The 18,039-nt window shown below is 41.8% G+C and carries 16 protein-coding genes; 14 read left to right on the forward strand and 2 right to left on the reverse strand.

What is annotated here, in order from left to right; genetic code table 11:
* Positions 1 to 2 precede the first annotated feature (2 nt).
* Genes G6W43_RS07785 through G6W43_RS07815 form a run of 7 tightly spaced genes read left to right on the forward strand, consistent with a single transcriptional unit; the run spans position 3 to position 7,101 of the window.
* Positions 3 to 248 carry an acyl carrier protein gene (locus G6W43_RS07785; protein WP_012140380.1) on the forward strand — a complete coding sequence of 82 codons (246 nt, stop codon included), beginning with the start codon at positions 3 to 5 and terminating at the stop codon, positions 246 to 248.
* Positions 238 to 783 carry a DNA gyrase subunit B gene (locus G6W43_RS07790; RefSeq protein WP_194169527.1) on the forward strand — a complete coding sequence of 182 codons (546 nt, stop codon included), beginning with the start codon at positions 238 to 240 and terminating at the stop codon, positions 781 to 783. Before G6W43_RS07785 ends, G6W43_RS07790 begins: the two co-directional genes overlap by 11 nt.
* Positions 773 to 2,329 carry an AMP-binding protein gene (locus G6W43_RS07795; RefSeq protein ID WP_194169528.1) on the forward strand — a complete coding sequence of 519 codons (1,557 nt, stop codon included), beginning with the start codon at positions 773 to 775 and terminating at the stop codon, positions 2,327 to 2,329. The genes G6W43_RS07790 and G6W43_RS07795 overlap by 11 nt, the downstream gene beginning before the upstream one ends.
* Positions 2,326 to 3,936 carry a glycosyltransferase family 2 protein gene (locus G6W43_RS07800; RefSeq protein ID WP_194169529.1) on the forward strand — a complete coding sequence of 537 codons (1,611 nt, stop codon included), beginning with the start codon at positions 2,326 to 2,328 and terminating at the stop codon, positions 3,934 to 3,936. Before G6W43_RS07795 ends, G6W43_RS07800 begins: the two co-directional genes overlap by 4 nt.
* Positions 3,933 to 4,361: an acyl-CoA thioesterase gene (locus G6W43_RS07805; protein ID WP_194169530.1), complete on the forward strand. Its 429-nt coding sequence runs from the start codon at positions 3,933 to 3,935 to the stop codon at positions 4,359 to 4,361. Before G6W43_RS07800 ends, G6W43_RS07805 begins: the two co-directional genes overlap by 4 nt.
* Positions 4,358 to 4,876, forward strand: a complete 519-nt coding sequence (locus G6W43_RS07810; RefSeq protein ID WP_194169531.1) for a LolA family protein — start codon at positions 4,358 to 4,360, stop codon at positions 4,874 to 4,876. The genes G6W43_RS07805 and G6W43_RS07810 overlap by 4 nt, the downstream gene beginning before the upstream one ends.
* Entirely contained in the window at positions 4,873 to 7,101 is a 2,229-nt protein-coding gene (locus G6W43_RS07815; RefSeq protein WP_194169532.1) for a hypothetical protein, read from the forward strand. Before G6W43_RS07810 ends, G6W43_RS07815 begins: the two co-directional genes overlap by 4 nt.
* A 49-nt stretch (positions 7,102 to 7,150) precedes the next feature.
* Here G6W43_RS07815 and G6W43_RS07820 read toward each other — a convergent pair whose 3' ends face one another.
* Together G6W43_RS07820 and G6W43_RS07825 are read right to left on the reverse strand one after the other, a co-directional pair.
* Positions 7,151 to 8,401 (reverse strand): pectate lyase family protein, encoded by a 1,251-nt coding sequence (locus tag G6W43_RS07820; RefSeq protein WP_194169533.1) that lies wholly within the window; start codon positions 8,399 to 8,401, stop codon positions 7,151 to 7,153.
* An 89-nt stretch (positions 8,402 to 8,490) separates the two neighbouring features.
* On the reverse strand, positions 8,491 to 9,588 hold the full coding sequence (locus tag G6W43_RS07825; protein ID WP_107968951.1) for a CinA family protein: 1,098 nt from the start codon (positions 9,586 to 9,588) through the stop codon (positions 8,491 to 8,493).
* Positions 9,589 to 9,683: 95 nt separating this feature from the next.
* Here G6W43_RS07825 and ileS point away from each other — a divergent pair, with 95 nt between their 5' ends.
* From ileS to G6W43_RS07860, 7 genes are all read left to right on the forward strand, one after another.
* The gene (gene ileS, locus G6W43_RS07830; RefSeq protein ID WP_194169534.1) at positions 9,684 to 12,440 is read left to right on the forward strand and encodes an isoleucine--tRNA ligase; all 2,757 of its coding nucleotides are present in this window, start codon (positions 9,684 to 9,686) and stop codon (positions 12,438 to 12,440) included.
* A gap of 99 nt (positions 12,441 to 12,539) precedes the next feature.
* On the forward strand, positions 12,540 to 13,898 hold the full coding sequence (gene gatA / locus G6W43_RS07835; RefSeq protein ID WP_103611663.1) for an Asp-tRNA(Asn)/Glu-tRNA(Gln) amidotransferase subunit GatA: 1,359 nt from the start codon (positions 12,540 to 12,542) through the stop codon (positions 13,896 to 13,898).
* A 4-nt stretch (positions 13,899 to 13,902) separates the two neighbouring features.
* The gene (gene guaB / locus G6W43_RS07840) at positions 13,903 to 15,351 is read left to right on the forward strand and encodes an IMP dehydrogenase (protein ID WP_103611664.1); all 1,449 of its coding nucleotides are present in this window, start codon (positions 13,903 to 13,905) and stop codon (positions 15,349 to 15,351) included.
* Positions 15,351 to 16,457 carry a homoserine O-acetyltransferase MetX gene (gene metX, locus G6W43_RS07845; RefSeq protein WP_194169535.1) on the forward strand — a complete coding sequence of 369 codons (1,107 nt, stop codon included), beginning with the start codon at positions 15,351 to 15,353 and terminating at the stop codon, positions 16,455 to 16,457. The genes guaB and metX overlap by 1 nt, the downstream gene beginning before the upstream one ends.
* 3 nt (positions 16,458 to 16,460) lie before the next feature.
* Positions 16,461 to 16,652 carry an exodeoxyribonuclease VII small subunit gene (xseB, locus tag G6W43_RS07850; protein WP_004317712.1) on the forward strand — a complete coding sequence of 64 codons (192 nt, stop codon included), beginning with the start codon at positions 16,461 to 16,463 and terminating at the stop codon, positions 16,650 to 16,652.
* Positions 16,645 to 17,439, forward strand: coding sequence for a carbon-nitrogen hydrolase family protein (locus tag G6W43_RS07855; RefSeq protein ID WP_103621071.1), 795 nt, complete (start codon positions 16,645 to 16,647; stop codon positions 17,437 to 17,439). Before xseB ends, G6W43_RS07855 begins: the two co-directional genes overlap by 8 nt.
* Entirely contained in the window at positions 17,436 to 17,993 is a 558-nt protein-coding gene (locus tag G6W43_RS07860; protein ID WP_149712056.1) for a DNA-3-methyladenine glycosylase I, read from the forward strand. Before G6W43_RS07855 ends, G6W43_RS07860 begins: the two co-directional genes overlap by 4 nt.
* The last annotated feature ends 46 nt before the right edge of the window (positions 17,994 to 18,039 follow it).

The following is an 18,039-nucleotide window of genomic DNA, read 5'->3' on the forward strand; positions in this document are numbered from 1 at the left end:
CGATGAGCGAAGTAGAAATTTTTGAAATTTTAAAGAAGGCTTTGATCGAGCTTTTTGAGATAGACGAGAGCAAGATAAAGCCTGAAACTAGGATATATGAGGACTTGCAGATAGATAGCATAGATGCTATTGATATGATTGATTACATCAAGCGCCAAACTGGTTATAGACTGATGCCAGAGGACTTTAAAAACGTAAAAACGCTCGATGATATCGTAAAAGCCGTAGCAAAGAAATTTGAAGCATAAGATAGTAAAAGTAGCGCTAGTTTTAGCAAGCATCGCCTATCCTTTGGTACTATTTTTTTGGCAAAATGGTGCTACCTTTATCTTTTGCGCTCTTTGCGCTCTTTGGCTGGCTAGGGCTTATTTTGAAAGTGCTAAAACAAGGCAGGTTTGCTTAGCGGCTGGGCTATTTTTTGCAGTTTGTGCTATTTTTAGAAGTGTAAATTTAGCGCTTTTATACCCAAGTATCGTAAGTCTTGGCTTTTTGGCGGTATTTTTTTACAGCTTAAGGGGCGAGGCGGTCATAACAAGGCTTGCTAGGCTAAAAGAGAAAAATATAGATGAAAAAGTCGTTAGCTACACAAGAGGTCTAACTAAAATTTGGTGCTGGTTTTTCGTTTTTAACGCTGCTTTTGCCTTTATTTTGGCGCAGTTTGAAGATAAAATTTACTGGAGCATTTACTGCTCATTTGTATCTTATATCTTGATGGGAGTTTTATTTTTTGGCGAAATTTTATATCGTAAAATTTTTATTTTAAAGAGGGAAAATGGATTTTAAAAAGAGCCTAAAGGCATTTAAATTTGTGGACATTAGCAAGGATCTTTACGAGTACGCGGCTACTTTTGGAGCAAATTTAAAAGAGAAAAATTTAAGCGAGATAGAAATTTATTTAAGCCAGAGCTTTGACTTTTGCGTAGCCTTTTTTGGAGCGCTTGGGGTTGGCGTAAAACCTATCTTGCTTGCAAAGCCGATATATAGCGGGGATAAATTTGTCATTAATGATGAAAATTTTGGTGATTTTTTAGACTTTAGCAAGAGCATGGAGCTAAAATTTGATCAAAATTCTACATTTTTTCTCCAGACCTCAGGCTCAAGTGGAGCTAGTAAAAATATCCAAAAAAGCCTTGGTGCGATGATAGATGAGGGGCTATTTTTAAAAGATGAGCTTGGATTTGGCGAGGGTGATAAATTTTTTGCTAGCGTCTCGCACCAGCACATGTTTGGCCTTACATTTAAGATCTTTTTACCGCTCATCTCTGGCGCAAAGGCTGTTAGCAAGGAGCTAAACTACCCAGAGGCGATCTTTGAGCTAGACCTTACAAATTTAACCTTCATAACAAGCCCAGTCTTGCTTCAAACGCTAGTTTCTAGCCCAAGAGCGGCTGAAATTTCAGGGCTAAAAAACATCATCTGCGCAGGCTCAGCGCTAAAGAGCGAGCTAAGAGCAAAGATAGAAAGCTTAAGTAGCGCTAGGATAATTGAAATTTATGGTAGCACCGAAACTGGCATAGTTGCTAGAAATTTAGGCGATGAGCTCTTGCTTTTTAGCAAGGTAAAAGCGGCTCTTAGCGAGGACGAGGCGTTAAATGTGAGCTCGCCTTGGTGCGAGTTTTTCCAAACTAGCGACTGGGCGCATATAGATGGCAGCAGGCTCACGCTAAAGGGCAGGATCGATAGGATCGTTAAGCTAAACGACAAAAGGGTTAATCTAATAAGCATCGAAAATAAGATGTTTGAAAGTGGCCTTTTAAAAGACTGCTACTGCGACACGCATCCTAAATTTAAGCGTTTAGCTGCGCTTTTGGAGCTTAGCGACGAGGGGGTGAAGCTCTTTAGAGATAGCGGCAAAAAGGGCGTCGTAGCAAGGCTAAATGAGCTTTTAAGGCCTGAGTTTAAAAATAGTGTTAGGTATTTTAAGATAGTTAGCTCGCTTTGTAAAAACGCTCAGGGCAAGTTTTTAAAGGCAAATTTTAAAGCTCTTTTAGAAAAAAACGAGGAGCTTTCTTGGGAGAAAAGTAGCGAGGATGGCGTTTATAAATTTAAGACAAAGCTAAGTCCTGCGCTTGGCATTTTTATGGAGCATTTTTCAAATTTACCGCTTTTGCCTGGCTTTGTACAGCTTGATTTTGTATTTAAATTTGCAAGAGAGCTTGGCGCAGAAATAGGCGATCAATGCGTGGTGGAGAATTTGAAATTTTTAAAATTTGTAAGGCCAAATGACGAGCTTTGTATAGAAATTTCGCAAAGAGATGAGAAGATTTACTTTGAGATATTTTGTAATGGCGCTAGAAGTGCTGTTGGCAGGATAAAGCTGGGCTTATGAAGACGCTCTTTCTCATACCATTTTACAACCATCCAGAAAAGATAAAAGCCCTTTGTGAGGCGCTTGCAAGATATGATCTACACATTTTGATAGTCGATGATGGCTCAAACGAGGCATCAAAAAAAGCTTTGCAAAATTTGAGCGAATTTGGTGTAGAAATTTTAACTAGAGCGCAAAATGGCGGCAAGGGAGCTGCACTAAAAGATGGCTTTAGACACGCTTTGCAAAACGGCTACACGCACGCGTTTCAGATCGACGCTGACTTTCAGCACGACATAAGCTTGGTAGCGGAGTTTTTAGAGCTTAGCAAAAGATATCCAAGTGATCTAATAATGGCTGATCCAATTTATGGCGAAGACGCGCCAAAGTCGAGGTTTTATGGCAGAAAGATCACAAATTTTTGGGTCAAGATCAACACCTTAAATTTTGACATCAAAGACGCGATGTGTGGCTTTAGAATTTATCCTCTAAAAGAGCTTGAGAGTGCAACCCTCCAAAGTAGCTCAAATAGGATGGAATTTGACATGGAGATCTTGGTAAATGCCATAAGATCTGGCGTAGAGATCAAGTGGATAGCGCTAAAAGTGAGCTACGAAGCTGGCGGCGTTTCGCACTTTAAAATGCTAAAAGATAACGCGCTAATAAGCCTAATGCATGCAAGATATTTTTTTACTTTAGTGCCATTTTTGCTTGGTAAAGCCTTTAAAGGGCAAAAATACGCATGGTGGCAAAAGGGCGAGAGATCGAATGAATTTTTTCTTAGAGTTAGCCTATTTTTAACTAGAAATTTGCCTATATTTCTCATAAAACCTATCGTTATCATCGTCGTTTGCTTTTACTATCTCTTTTCAAAAGTTGAGAGAGAAAATATAAAAGAATTTCTTTTAAATGTAGAGAAATTTAGCGGTAAAAAGCCGACTACTGGCGTTTTTAGCAACTTTTATGACTTTGGCATAGCAATATGTGATAAATTTCGCATCTGGCAAAATGGCGTGCTTGAAAGCGAGCTAGAGCTTAGTAAATTTAACAGCATCAAAGATGAGTTTGAAGCTTCAAAGCGTGGTAGGATCGTGCTTACAAGCCATCTTGGTAATGTAGAAATTTGCAAGGCACTCTCGCTTAGATCGCCAAATTTTCGCATGATCATCTTGGTTTATAGCAAGGGTAGCGAGAATTTTTATAAAATTTTAGAGCAGATCAGCAAGGGGCAGATCAAACTAATAAGCGTTGAAAAGCTTGATGCGGCTGCGATGATGCAGCTAAAAGAGGCGGTTGAAGATGGCGTAAATATCGGCATAATGGGCGATAGGACGCCGCTTAATGGAGATAAATTTATAAGGCTTAGCTTTCTTGGCAAGGAGGCTAAATTTAACTACGGCCCATACCTGCTAGCTGGCATTTTGGGAGTAAAGATGAGCGCGCTTTGGTGCATAAAAAAGGGCGATAAATTTGACATAGAGCTAAGCGATATCGCTGATGAGATAAAGCTTAGTAGAGACCGCAAGGCAAGCGTCCTGCCATACGTGCAAAGCTATGTAAGGCAGCTTGAAGAAAAAGCGTACAAGAACCCGTCGCAGTGGTTTAACTTTTTTGATTTTTGGAGATGAGAGTGAAAATTTCACACGTTAGCACATTTAAAGTGGCGTTTTTTGACGTTGATAGCATGGAGGTGATGTGGCATGGCAACTACGTCAAGTACCTAGAAATGGCGCGTTGCGAGCTGCTTGACAAGCTAGGATACAACTACATCGCTATGAAAAAAGATGGTTACGCCTTTCCTATCGTAAAGCTTAACGTAAAGTACGTGCGCCCAGCCTTTTTTAACGACGTCATAAAGGTCACGACGACGCTTAGCGAGTGCGAAACGTTTTTAAAATTTCACTACCTTATAGAAAATGAAAAGGGCGAAAAACTAAGCGAGGCAAATACCGCGCAAGCTGTCATAGAGATGAAGAGCTTGCAAACTTGCTTTGAGATGCCAGAAGCCCTAAAAAAGGCGCTTAAAGCCTACAATGAAAAGGAGAAAAGATGAGAAAAATAGCTCTTTTTTTAGCCATTTTTATATCTTGCTTTGGCTACGAGCTAGGTGAGCTTAAAAATATAGTAAAAACAGATGGGGTAAGCGGAAATTTCACGCAGACAAAGAGTCTGGCTGGCTTTAACAAAAGAATAAAAAGCTCGGGCGAGTTTAGGCTAGAAAAGGGCGGTCTTTACTGGGATACGCTAGAACCAGTCGTCTCAAAGGTTTTTATAAATAAAGATGGCATTTTTAAAAACGAAAATGGCAAGCTTGAAAAGACGAGCGCAAATTTTGATGAAAAGCTCTTTCTTGCTATCATCAGCCTTGATGAGAGCGAGCTTAGGAAAGAATTTGACATAAAAACAAGCGGCAGTCTAAAAGAGTGGAGCATAGAGCTAAGCCCTAAAAATTTACTCTTTAAACAAATTTTTAAAACTATAAAGATAAGTGGCGACAAGGCGGTAAAAAAGATCGAGCTTGACGAGGTAAGCGGCGATAAAACGCTAAATGAGTTTAGTATAAAATGAAAAAACTAGCCACGATCTTGGCTTTTATCTTTGTTTTTTTAGCCTCGCTTGGATATTCGCTTGCGAGCCTAAAAAACGTCCAAACTGACATCTTTTCGCTGATAAATTTCAAAGACGCCAAAGAGGCAAAGGTGCTAAAAGAGGTGCAAGATGAGATGGCGTCAAATTTTTTGGTACTGGTAAATTCTAAAGAGCTAGCCAAAAACGTGCAAAGCTTGGCGCTTAAAAGCTCGCTTTTTAAGAGCTTTGAGGCGAACATTGACGTAAATTTAAATGATATAAAAAGTGACATCAACCGCTCAAAGATCGCTCTTTTAAGTAGGGCTGATCTGGAGCTTTTAAAGAGTGACAAAAACGCCTTTTTCAAAAAGCGCGCAGAGGAAATTTTTAACAGCTTTAGCTTTAGGCTTTTAAATGTAAATGATGATTTTTTCTCGCTAAGTAGTGGCTTTAGCGCAAAAAATGGCAATGTAAGCTTAAATTTAGCAGATCTCATGCTTGAGGTAAAGGATGGCGCAAAGAGCTTTTTCTTGCTAAAAGGCGAGCTAAAAAAGGGGGCTTCGAGCGAGGGGCTAATAAAATTTTATAACGAGATAGAAGCGCTAAAAGTTGGGCAAAATGAGCTTTTTGTGCATTCAAGTGCGCTTTATCAGGCATTTTCAAAGCAAAAAAACGAGAGCGAGAGCCTTTATATGAGCGTGGTCTCGCTAAGCCTAACTGCTATATTTTTGATGCTTGCTTTTAGAAATTTGCGAATTTTTTATGTGATATTTATCGCTGCATTTGGCTTTAGTGTGGCATTTGCAGGCACTTTGCTCTGCCTAAATGAACTAAATATCCTTACTATTTTAATAAGCACAAGCCTCATTGGCCTTATGTTTGACTACGTCTTGCACTGGCTTAGCAAAAACGAGGGCGAAGCGATCAGGGCTAGCAGCATAAAAAATATGCTAAAAATTTTCTTACTAGGCCTACTTATCACGCTTAGTGGCTATCTGGCTTTTACTTTTTCTGATCTTAGACTACTTAAAGAGGTGGCGCTATTTTCAGCATTTGCGCTGGTTGCTGCGTTTTTAGCTAGCTACTTTTTCATGCCTTTAGTCTTTGAAGGGGTGAAATTTTATAGATCAAAGATTTTTGATGCGTTTTTAACTAAATTTTGTGATCTCTCAGGCGCGGTTGCAAGGCATTTGGGGGTTAAATTTCTAGCTATCTCACTTATTTTGCTAGCTATTTTTCTTGGTTTTGATCTTAAAAATTTATCAAAAAACGAAAATGTAAAAGACTACTCAAATATGCCAAAGAGCCTGCTAGCGGACTCTTCTTATATCTTAAGTCTAACTGGCAACGACCAAAATACGATGATAGTGACAAGATCAAGAGGCGACATTTTGGCTGATGAAAAGAGCCTTTTAGATGAGCTAAAAAAGAGAAATTTGATAAAAGATGAGAGCTCACTAAGCGATATATTTTTAAGTAAAAGCGAGCAGAATGAGCTAAAAGAGGCCTTTAAAAAGGCACTTGACGATGAGCAAATTTACGCGATTTATGAGAAATTTGGCTTTAGCAAGGATGAAGTACGAAGTGAAATTTTAAAGGTTTTGGACGAAAAAGAGCTTGGTGTGAGGGAAATTTTAGCTCTAAAATCTATGAAGGATTTTAAAAAATTTGCTCTTAATGAAAATGCAAGCGTGGCTTACACGAGTGGCTTTGTAAAAGGGACAGCAAGTGATGAGGTGCTAGAGCGCTACAACGCTTTTGGCCTAAATTTCGCTAGCTCACTAAATGAGAGCCTAACTCAGGCAAAAGAGCTTGCACTAAAGCTAAAAATAGCAACTCTTGTGGTCGCGTTTTTGCTGCTGTGGTTTTATTTTAGTGCGCTTATCTCGGCACTTGTGATGGGCGTCATCATCTTTGGCGTGCTTCTTACACTCTTTATCTTTGCCGTTTTTGGCGTAAATTTAAGCATCTTTGGCGTCTTTGGGCTCATCCTTGCAAGCGCTGTGGGGATTGATTACATGATATTTGCGCTAAATGCGAGCCTTAGCGAAAAAGAGCGAATTTATGGGATATTTTGCGCATTTATCACGAGTTTTATCTCGTTTTTCACACTCTCGTTTAGCCAGACTGCCGCTCTTAGCGTCTTTGGACTAAGCGTTAGCCTTTGCGTGCTGATATATGGGCTATGTGCTAGTGTTTTGGCTTGTAAAAATATAAAAATTTAGCTTTGTTTTCACGCCCCAAGCGTTTGGCTAGCTCGGGGCTTTGGTGATATTATTTTATGACGGCTAGTTTGCCTGTGCCTGCGTTTTTATTTACTTCGTTTTGGACGTTTGAAGCTTTGATGAGCTCAAATTTATATGGAGGCTCAAATGGTGGTTTGTCTAGCTTTTCGCAAACGCTGCCTTTTTTAGAAAAGTCTATGTTGCCGCTTTCAAAAATGGTGCCTTTGTTGCATTTGTAGCTTATCTTGACGCCATTTGTAAAGTAGTTGTTTTGAGCGTATACTAGCGAGCCAAAGCGCACTCCAATGGCGTATTTTTGGTCATAAAAGCCATCTTTTGAGTCGTAAAAGTTGTTATAGACGTGCACCTTTGCATTGCGTGCCATAGGTAGGCGTTGCGCGCAGTTGTCAAAAATGTTATGAGCGACCGTTATAGTTCTCGTTTCGCTGCTGCCGTCCGCGTCTCTTGAGCCTATTAGCATCGTTTTGTCGTGGTTTTCAAAGATGTTGTGCGAGATCGTGATAGCCGCACTATCCCCCTTGATGTCGCATAGTCCGTCGTAAGTTTGCCATTTAGTAAGCTTTCCGCCTGCTAAATGCACATGGCTAAGCTCAACAGTATCCTTAAAATGGCAGTGATCTACCCAGATGTTTTTGCTTGATTCTATGCTAATGCCGTCATATTGCGCGTTAAAGCCGTCATTTTTTTGTATATCTGGAAATGGGTCAAAAGCATCTTCGATCAATATGTTGCGGATCGCGATATTTTGGACATTTTTTAGCAAAAGTGAGCCACCTTTTATTCCTGAGTTTTCGCCTAAACCGATTATTGTGGTGTTGCTAGCTACCGGCACTACGATGAGCTTTTTCCACTCGTTGGCTAAATTTTTGCGAAGCGCTACTAACTTTGGATCTTGCGAACCGTCTAAATTTGCACGACATGAAGCACCGTAAGCCTGCATAAATTTGGCATAAGAACTAAACTCGCCACCGCTAATCTCACTTATAAATTTATCCAGCCCATCGCTATTGCCATTTTGTGGGATCTTGCCTTCGCTAAGGTCTATGAGTCCATCCACATAGATGACGTAGCCACCCATTTTGGCGTATTTTACGAGTTCTTGTCTCTCTTTTACGATGACTTCTTTACTCTCTTTGCCAGCGTATCCGCCAAAATTTTGCTCAGCTCCAATGCTAGCGTAACCAAAGGGCGAGTCACTTGCTTTTATCTCGCCAGCTTGTGTCTTGGCACCAAATGCAAATAACAAAGAAACAGCTAGAAACAATATCTTTTTAAACATCTTTAGCCTCCTAAATTTGGCTTTTTATTTTTGATATTTTATTGTGAATGTCGCCGTTAAATTTAGTGCAATTTTTAAAAAGATAAATTTTACGCGAAAAATATCTCGCTTTTTAGACGAAGCAGGCATAAATAGGCACTTAGCACGCTTTGCTCTCTAACGTAGTTGCGCTCCCCTTTTAAAAGTAGCCTCTCAACCTCGATGTTGCCGTTTCTATCGCCAGCTGCGACATATACCGTGCCAACTGGCTTGCTAGCTGTGCCACCGCCCGGTCCTGCTATGCCACTTATAGCAAGCGCAAAGTCTGCATTTGTCGTGCTTAGCGTGCCTTTTACCATTGCTTTTACGCAAGGCTCGCTCACAGCTCCGTAAGTATCTAAAATTTCATCCTCAACGCCCAGCCACTCGTGTTTTATGTGATTTGCGTAGGTCACTAGCGAGCCATCAAAGCTAGCCGAAATGCCGCCATATCTTGCAAATTTAGCCGCCGCAAGCCCAGCCGTGCAAGACTCGGCAAATGAAATTTTAAGACCCTTTTGCATGAGCTTTTTTGCTACAAATTTGATCACATCTTTTTGTGGGATAAATTTTTGCGAAAATAGCGTTTTTACCCCTTGTAAAAAGCTCTCGATCTGGCCAAATTTATTGCTTTTTGCCCTTACTAGTATCAAATTTGGTAGGATCTGCGCAAGGGTGATATCAACCTCGTAAGTTTTAGCAAGTGGCAGCATAAGGATCTTCGCGCTATCTGCATCGATGTCTATTAGATGAAAGTAGCTAAAATCAGGCTCATATTCGGTTAGAAACTCGCCCAGTTCTTCATTTGGATTAGCTTTTATGAGATTTATCTGGGCGTTATTTAGGCTGGCTAAAAAGCTATTTTTGGAGTAGTCTAAGCTATCTTTAAGTGCAAGTGTCGTGCTATCTTTTAGCTCGAGCGAACCCCCAGTTAGCGTGGCTACGATCTTTGCAGCGATGGCAAAATTTTCATCTGAGCCAAAAATGCTTACAAAGTCGTAATCTTTTGATAAATTTTCGATGATAAAAGGTAGCTCTTTGCTATTTTTTGGAGCAAAACTGACAACTCCAAGCTCGCCAAAATGATCCTCGTAACTTTGAAAAATGTAGTTTAGAAATTCTCTATTTATCTCAAGATCTTCGCCTATTATCAAGATACTTTGTCTCATTTTTAAGCTCCTTTTTTTGCCTCATTATACTATTTTTCAGTGTGATTTAACCAGCACAGGTGTAAAATTAGCAAATTTTAAAATCAAGGTAAAAAATGGACTACAAAGAGACACTTTTACTCCCAGAGACAAATTTCCCGATGCGCGGAAATCTCCCACAAAATGAACCACAAAGACTAAAATCATGGTACGAAGAGCGTAAGGTTTATGAAAAAATGAAGAAAAATCGCCAAAATTCGGTTAAAAACTTCAACATCCACGACGGCCCTCCGTATGCAAACGGCCACCTTCACATCGGCCACGCGTTAAATAAAATTTTAAAAGATATCATCACAAAAACGCACTATTTTTACGGCGAAAACGTCCGCTACGTGCCAGGCTGGGACTGCCACGGCTTGCCTATCGAGCAGCAAGTCGAAGTCAAGCTTGGCGATAAGAAAAAAGAGCTTAGCAAAGTCGAGATCAGAGAGCTTTGCAGGCAGCACGCGAGAGAATTTATAGACATTCAGCGAAATGAATTTAAAAGCCTTGGCATCATCGGCGACTTTGAAAATCCATACATGACGATGAAATTTGAGTTTGAGGCTGACATCTACAAAGCGCTTTGCGAGATCGCTAAAAAAGGCCTTTTGGTTGAAAGAAGCAAGCCAGTTTATTGGAGCTGGGCAGCTAGATCGGCGCTAGCTGAAGCTGAGGTCGAGTACGAGGAGAAAGAGGACTACTCTATTTACGTAGCATTTGAGCTTGATGGCGACGCGCTAGAAAAGCTTGGCGTAAAAGAGGCAAGCGCTGTCATCTGGACAACTACACCTTGGACACTTCCGGCAAATCAAGCCATAAGCCTAAAACCAGATGAAATTTATGTGCTAACGGCTGAAAATTTGATATTTGCAAAGCCACTACTTGAAAGCGTTGTGCAAAGCGGCCTAAGCAAGGGTGAAGTCAAAAAAGAGTTCAAATCAAGCCTGCTTGAAAACACCCACGCGATAAATCCGCTAAACGGCAGAAAATCTAAATTTTTACTAGGCGATCACGTCATGATGGATGGGGGTACTGGACTTGTTCATACAGCTCCAGGACACGGCGAGGACGACTACTACGTATGTTTGAAATATGGTTTTAGCGAAATTTTGATGCCAGTTGATGATGGTGGCTGCTACGATGAGAGCATAAAACATCACGGACTATTTAAAAGTGATGTGGTAGATGAGTTTGTCGGCATGCACATCTTTAAAGCAAATGAGAAAATTTTAGAGCTACTTGGCAAAAGCTTGCTTAGCGTCTCTAAATTTAGACACTCTTATCCATTTTGCTGGAGAACGCATAAGCCTGTTATTTATAGAGCCACAAAGCAGTGGTTTATTGCTATGGACGAGGCTAAACTAGGTGGAAAAACGCTTAGACAAACAGCACTAAAAGAGCTTGAAAAGGTTAAATTCTATCCAAGCGTTGGCATAAAAAGAATAGGCTCGATGATAGAAAATCGCCCAGACTGGTGTATCTCTCGTCAGCGTGACTGGGGCGTGCCGATCGCGTTTTTCAGAGATAAAGCGACAAAAGAAGTTATATTTGATAGTGAAATTTTAGACCACATCGTGGCTATCTTTAAAGAAAAAGGCGCTGATGCGTGGTGGGCGCTAAGTATAGACGAGCTTTTACCAAAGGGCACAAAATACAAGGCTGAAAATTTAGAAAAAGTGATGGACATCCTTGATGTTTGGTTTGATAGCGGCTCGACATGGCATGCGGTCTTACAAAGCGACAACTACGACGCTGGCAAATACCCTGCAAGCATGTATCTAGAGGGCTCAGATCAGCACCGCGGCTGGTTTCAAAGCTCGCTTCTAGTAAGCACAGCTATAAATTCTCACGCACCTTACGAGAGCATACTAACTCACGGCTTTACCGTCGATGCTAAGGGCGAGAAGATGAGTAAAAGTAAGGGTAACGTCATCGCTCCACAAGACGTGGCTAAGACTCATGGCGTAGAAATTTTACGCCTTTGGGTTGGCATGAGTGATTATTCAAGTGACCTAAAAATAAGCGAAGATATATTAAAACAAATAAGCGAGCAGTACCGCAAAATCCGCAACACTATCCGCTTTTTACTAGCAAACGTAAATGACCTTGAGAGCTTAAATACAGAGTTTAACATCCTTGATAAGTGGATACTAGCACGCGCTAAAAAGGTCTTTGACGATGCGAGCGCTTGCTTTAAAAACTACGACTTTTCAAAGGGTTTTAACATCCTTTTAAATTTCCTTTCAGCCGATCTTAGTGGCGTATATCTTGACGTTTGCAAAGATAGACTTTACTGCGACGCAAAAGACGCCCCAAGAAGAAGATCAGCTCAAAGTGCGATGGCGATCATCACAAAGGCACTTTTGCCACTCATCGCTCCAACGCTTACTTACACCGTTGATGAGGTGATGGACTACGCTCCAAATATCATCAAAGGCGAGGCAAAAGATGCGTTTGACCTAGTCTATGAGCCAATCAAATTTGACCTTAGCTTTGAAGATGAGCTGCTTTTTGCCAGCAGGGAGAAATTTAACGAGATCGTGGATGTTCTTAAGAAGGACAAAAAGATAAAATCAACTCTAGAGCTAAGCCTAGAGACCACAAACCACAACATCACAAGCTACGACGAGCGCGAAGTGGCTGATCTTTACATGGTAAGCTCCGTTAAAGCTTATGATGATAGCGAGCCATTAGCCGGGTTTGAGCTTGAGGGCGATAAATTTAAGATCATAGCAAGCAACCTTCACAAATGCCCAAGATGCTGGAAATTTAACGCTAGCAAAGAAGACGCGCTATGCCCAAGATGTGAAGAGGTCATAAGTGCTAAGTGAGCCAGTAAGCGCAACTATCATAGTCGCAACGATCGCTGCGGTGGTCGTTGTTAGCTTGTTTGGCATATTTTTGGTTAATAAATTTAAAGGATAAAAATAGTGGTAACTTTAAAAGAAGCTTTAAAATTTTCAGCTGAAGAGATAAAAAATTTAAGAGCCGAGCTTGAGGCAAAGATCATAAAAGAAAAAGAGCTTGGCGCTTATGTCGAGCAGCTAGCAAATTTAGAGATCGCAAAACTAGGCGAGGGCGTGCCTATCGCTATAAAAGACAACATCCAAGTAAAAGGCTGGAACGTAACAAGTGCCTCAAAAATTTTACAAGGCTACGTAGCACCTTATAACGCAACTGTCATCGAAAAGCTACTTAGTAAAAATTTAGCTCCATTTGGGCGCACAAATATGGACGAATTTGCGATGGGAAGCACGACTGAGAGCTCATTTTACGGCAAAACACTAAACCCACTAAATCACGCTCACGTTCCAGGCGGCAGTAGCGGCGGCTCAGCAGCAGCAGTCGCAGCTGGCCTTGCAGTCGCAGCACTTGGTAGCGATACTGGTGGCTCGATCCGCCAGCCAGCGGCATTTTGCGGATGTGTGGGACTTAAGCCAACTTATGGCAGAGTGAGTAGATATGGCCTTGGTGCATACTCAAGCAGCCTTGATCAGATAGGGCCGATCGCGCAAAACGTAGAAGACGCAGCCATTTTATATGACGCGATCGCTGGACATGACCCAAAAGATAGCACGAGCGCAGATGTGCCGTTTGTGAGCGTGAGCGACAAGATAGACGGCAACAAAAAATTAAAAATTTGCGTTGTTAAAAACTACGTCGAAAACGCAAGCGAGCAGACAAAAGCTGCTTTAAATTTAGCCATAGAAAAGCTAAAATCACACGGCCACAGCGTAACTTACACAAATTTTGAAGACTCAAAATATGACGTCGCAGCCTACTACATAATCGCAACCGCAGAGGCAAGCGCAAATTTAAGCCGCTACGATGGCGTAAGATATGGCAGACGCGCAGATGCTAGAAATTTAAAAGAACTATATGTAAATTCACGCTCAGAAGGCTTTGGCGAAGAGGTAAAAAGAAGAATTTTGCTTGGTACATTTGTACTAAGTAGCGGATACTACGATGCTTACTACATCAAAGCGCAAAAAGCAAGAGCGCATATAAAAGCTCAGTATGAGAAAATTTTAGAAGAAAATGATCTCATCTTCATGCCAGTTGCCCCAAGCACAGCTTATAAATTTGGAGCACACAGCGATCCGCTTCAAGCCTATCTAAGCGACATCTACACGATCAGCGTAAATTTAGCAGGCCTACCAGCTATCTCTGTGCCAGTTGGCAAAGATGATCAAAATTTGAACGTGAGCGCCCAGCTCATCGCAAAAGCGTGGGACGAACAGACCTTGATAAATGGTGCTAAGAGCCTAGAAAATTTAATAAAAGGATAAAAATATGAAGATAGTAAAGAGAGCTTTAACATTTGAGGATGTGCTTCTTGTGCCGCAATACTCTGAAATTTTGCCAAAGCAAGTTGATGTAAAAACCAGGATCAGCAAAAATGTCACGCTAAATATCCCGATCGTCTCTGCTGCGATGGATACGGTGACTGAGCATAGAACTGCTATCATGATGGCAAGGCTCGGCGGTATCGGCGTCATCCACAAAAATATGGACGTCGAAAGCCAAGCAAAAGAGGTCAAACGCGTTAAAAAAAGCGAAAGTGGCGTCATCATCGATCCTATCTTTATAAATCCAGAAGCGACCGTAGCTGAAGCTCTAAGCCTTATGTCAGATCTTCATATTTCAGGCGTTCCAGTCATCGACAAAGACCGCAAACTAATAGGAATTTTAACAAACCGCGATTTGAGATTTGAGACAAATATGAGCACTTTGGTAAAAGACCGCATGACAAAAGCACCGCTTATCACTGCACCAAAGGGCTGCACGCTTGATGATGCGGAGAAAATTTTCTCTCAAAACAGAGTTGAGAAGCTACCTATCGTCGATAAAGACGGCAGACTTGACGGCCTTATCACCATAAAAGATCTAAAAAAACGCAAAGAGTATCCAAACGCAAACAAAGATAGCTACGGCAGACTTCGCGTCGCTGCGGCTATTGGCGTGGGTCAGATAGACCGCGCTAAAGCGCTAGTTGATGCTGGTGTAGATGTCATCGTCATCGACTCAGCTCACGGACACTCAAAGGGTATCATCGACACTTTAAAAGAGGTAAAAGCAAATTTTAATGTCGATGTCATAGCTGGCAATATTGCAAATCCAGCAGCCGTAAAAGACCTAGCAGAAGCAGGAGCGGACGGCATAAAAGTAGGCATCGGACCAGGTTCTATTTGTACTACAAGGATCGTTGCTGGCGTTGGCGTGCCTCAAATTTCAGCTATTGACGACTGCGCAAGCGAAGCAGCAAAATATGGTATCCCAGTTATCGCCGACGGCGGTCTAAAATACTCAGGCGACGTGGCAAAAGCCCTTGCAGCAGGTGCAGCTTGCGTTATGGCTGGTAGCTTACTTGCAGGTTGCGAGGAGAGCCCGGGCGAGCTTATAACATTCCAAGGTCGCCAGTACAAAGTATATCGCGGCATGGGCTCAATAGGCGCTATGACAAAGGGCAGCTCGGATCGCTACTTCCAAGAGGGCACCGCTCAAGACAAGCTTGTACCTGAAGGCATCGAAGGCCGTGTGCCATTTGCTGGCAGCATAAAAGATGTGATCCATCAGCTAATAGGCGGCCTAAGAAGCGCTATGGGCTATGTTGGTGCAAAAGATATCCCGACTCTTCAAGAAAGAGCTGAATTTGTCGAGATAACAAGCGCAGGACTAAAAGAGAGCCACGTCCATGACGTAGTTATCACTCACGAGGCACCAAACTACAAAGTTAATTAGTGTTAGACCTGCAAACTAGAACTATTAAATTTAACGAGCCACTCTATCTTGAGAGTGGCCGTATGCTATCAAATTTCAAGCTTATTTACGAGACTTACGGCACGCTAAATGCTGATAAAAGCAACGTTATCGTGATCTGTCACGCCCTAACTGGCTCACACCACGCTGCTGGCACATACGCAGGCGATGAGAAAGCTGGCTGGTGGGACGGGCTAATAGGCAGCAAAAAAGCGGTCGATACGGATAAATTTTACGTTATTTGCGTAAATATCTTAGGCTCGTGCTTTGGCTCGACCTCGCCGCTAAGCGTGGATAGAAGTAGCGGCAAAGAGTATAGGCTAAATTTTCCAGTCCTTGCCATAAGTGACGTGGTAAAGGCGCAGATGAGGCTATTTAGCGAGCTTGGCATCACAAGGGCAAGAGCTGTGATAGGCGGCAGTCTTGGCGGTATGCAGGCACTTTGCTACGCTATCGAGTTTCCAGAGTTTGCACAAGATATCGTCATGCTTGCAAGCACCTACCAAACCAAACCTTGGGCGATAGCGTTTAATAAAATCGCCATCGAAGCTATTTTAAACGATGAAAATTTTAAAAACGGCGAATACGACACAGAATTTATAAGAAAAAACGGGCTAAAAGGCATGGCTTACGGCAGGATGGCAGGGCACATCAGCTTCTTAAGCCCTGATAGCATGGATAAAAAATTTGGACGGAGCTACGTCGAAACTGACGGCCTTTACGATCTTTTTGGACATTTTCAGGTAGATCGCTACATGGAGTATAACGGCTACAACTTCCCAAAGAGGTTTGACCCGCTAAGCTACCTATATATCGTAAAGATGATGAATATCTTTGACTGCACAAGGCACTACGATAGCCTAAAAGACGCCCTTGCGCCGATCAAAGCAAATCTGCATCTAATCGCTTTCAAAGGCGATCTACTCTTTCCGCCAAGCTGCATGAGAGAAATTTACGACGCACTTTGCGAGATGGGGCGAGAAGCAAAGACAAATTTTGTAGAGATAGATAGCAACTACGGCCATGACGCCTTTTTGGTCGAGATAGAAAAATTTGATGGATATATAAAAAATATATTAAAAGGATAGAAAATGGAGCAAAAAGAGCAAAGTTTTGAAGAAAAATTAGCCCTTGCTGATAAAATTTTAAACGATCTAAATAAAGATGATGTGAGCTTAGAAAACAGCATAAAGCTGCACGAGCAGGGCAAAAAGCTCTTAAACGAGGCAAGAGAAATTTTAGAAAACGCAAAACTTAGCATAAAGCAGGTGGATGATGAGTAAAATTTGCGCCCTTCAGCTTCCAACGCAGCCTTTAAGCGAGGCGAGGCTTGATTATTACCTTAAAATTTGCGCGGATGAAAACGCAAGGCTGGTTGTCCTTGGCGAATACGTGCTAAATAGCTTCTTTAAAGAGCTTGCCAGTATGCCAAAAAGCCTCATAAAAGAGCAGAGCGAGCGCAAAAAAGAGGCGCTCTTTGCGATGGCAAAAAAGTATGATCTAAACATCATCGCACCTATCATAAATTTAAAAGGCAAGGAGATATTTAAAAGCCTAGCCAAATTTAGCCAAACGCAAGTAAAGCTATACGATCAGCAAATTCTCATGCCTTACGCGCATTGGAACGAGGCGAAGTTTTTTAGCAACGCAAGCGAAGAGCTAAATTTACCCATCTTTACATACGATAAATTTAAGGTTGGCGTCATGTTTGGTTACGAGGCGCACTTTGACATTTGCTGGGCATATATGAGCGCTAAAAAGGTCGATATCGTGCTTGTGCCAACGGCTTGCACATTTTTTTCGCAGGCGCGCTGGGAGGAGCTTTTAAAGGTTAGAGCCTTTACTAACAACGTTTATGTGCTTCGTGTAAATCGCGTGGGAAGCCACAAGAGCGAGGATGAGCAGTGGAGTTTTTACGGCGACTCGATGCTCATTAGCCCATTTGGCGAGGTTAAGAACAGGCTTGGCAAAAATGAAGAGATGATGATCGATGAGCTTAGCAAAAAGGAGCTTAGCGAGGCTAGAAGCACTTGGGGCTTTATGCAGATAGAGGCTAAATTTAAAAGATGAAGCGCTGCGTCTGGGCCAAAAAGAGCGAGTTTAGCAGGAGCTATCACGACTATGAGTGGGGCAGGGCGGTCAAAGATGATAAGAAATTCTTTGAAATGCTCATTTTAGAGGGCTTTCAAGCAGGCCTTAGCTGGGACTATGTGCTACGAAAAAGAGCTGGGCTTGCTCAAATTTTAGACGGCTTTGACGCAAACAAGATCGCTAGCTACGATGAGGCAAAGCTTCAAAGCCTTTTAAGCGATGATAGAGCGATCAAAAACCGCCTTAAAATTTACTCTTTGCCAAAAAATGCCAAGGCTTTTTTAGAGCTTTGCGCCGAGTTTGGCTCGTTTTATAGCTACATCTATAAATTTACAAATGGCAAGCGCGTCATAAATGACATAAAAAGCGCTAAGGACATGCCAGCAAGTAGTGAGCTCTCAGAGCGCATCTCAAAAGATATGAAAAAGCGTGGCTTTAAATTTGTAGGTGCTGTGATCATCTACTCATTTTTGCAAGGCGTTGGCGTCATCGATGATCACGAAAATGAGTGCTTTTGCAAGGGTAAAATATAAACTCGCCACTACTGTAATCTTAATACAAAATAAATAATTTTAAGTA

This window comes from Campylobacter concisus (assembly GCF_015229965.1).
In the GTDB taxonomy this organism is placed as follows: domain Bacteria; phylum Campylobacterota; class Campylobacteria; order Campylobacterales; family Campylobacteraceae; genus Campylobacter_A; species Campylobacter_A concisus_BD.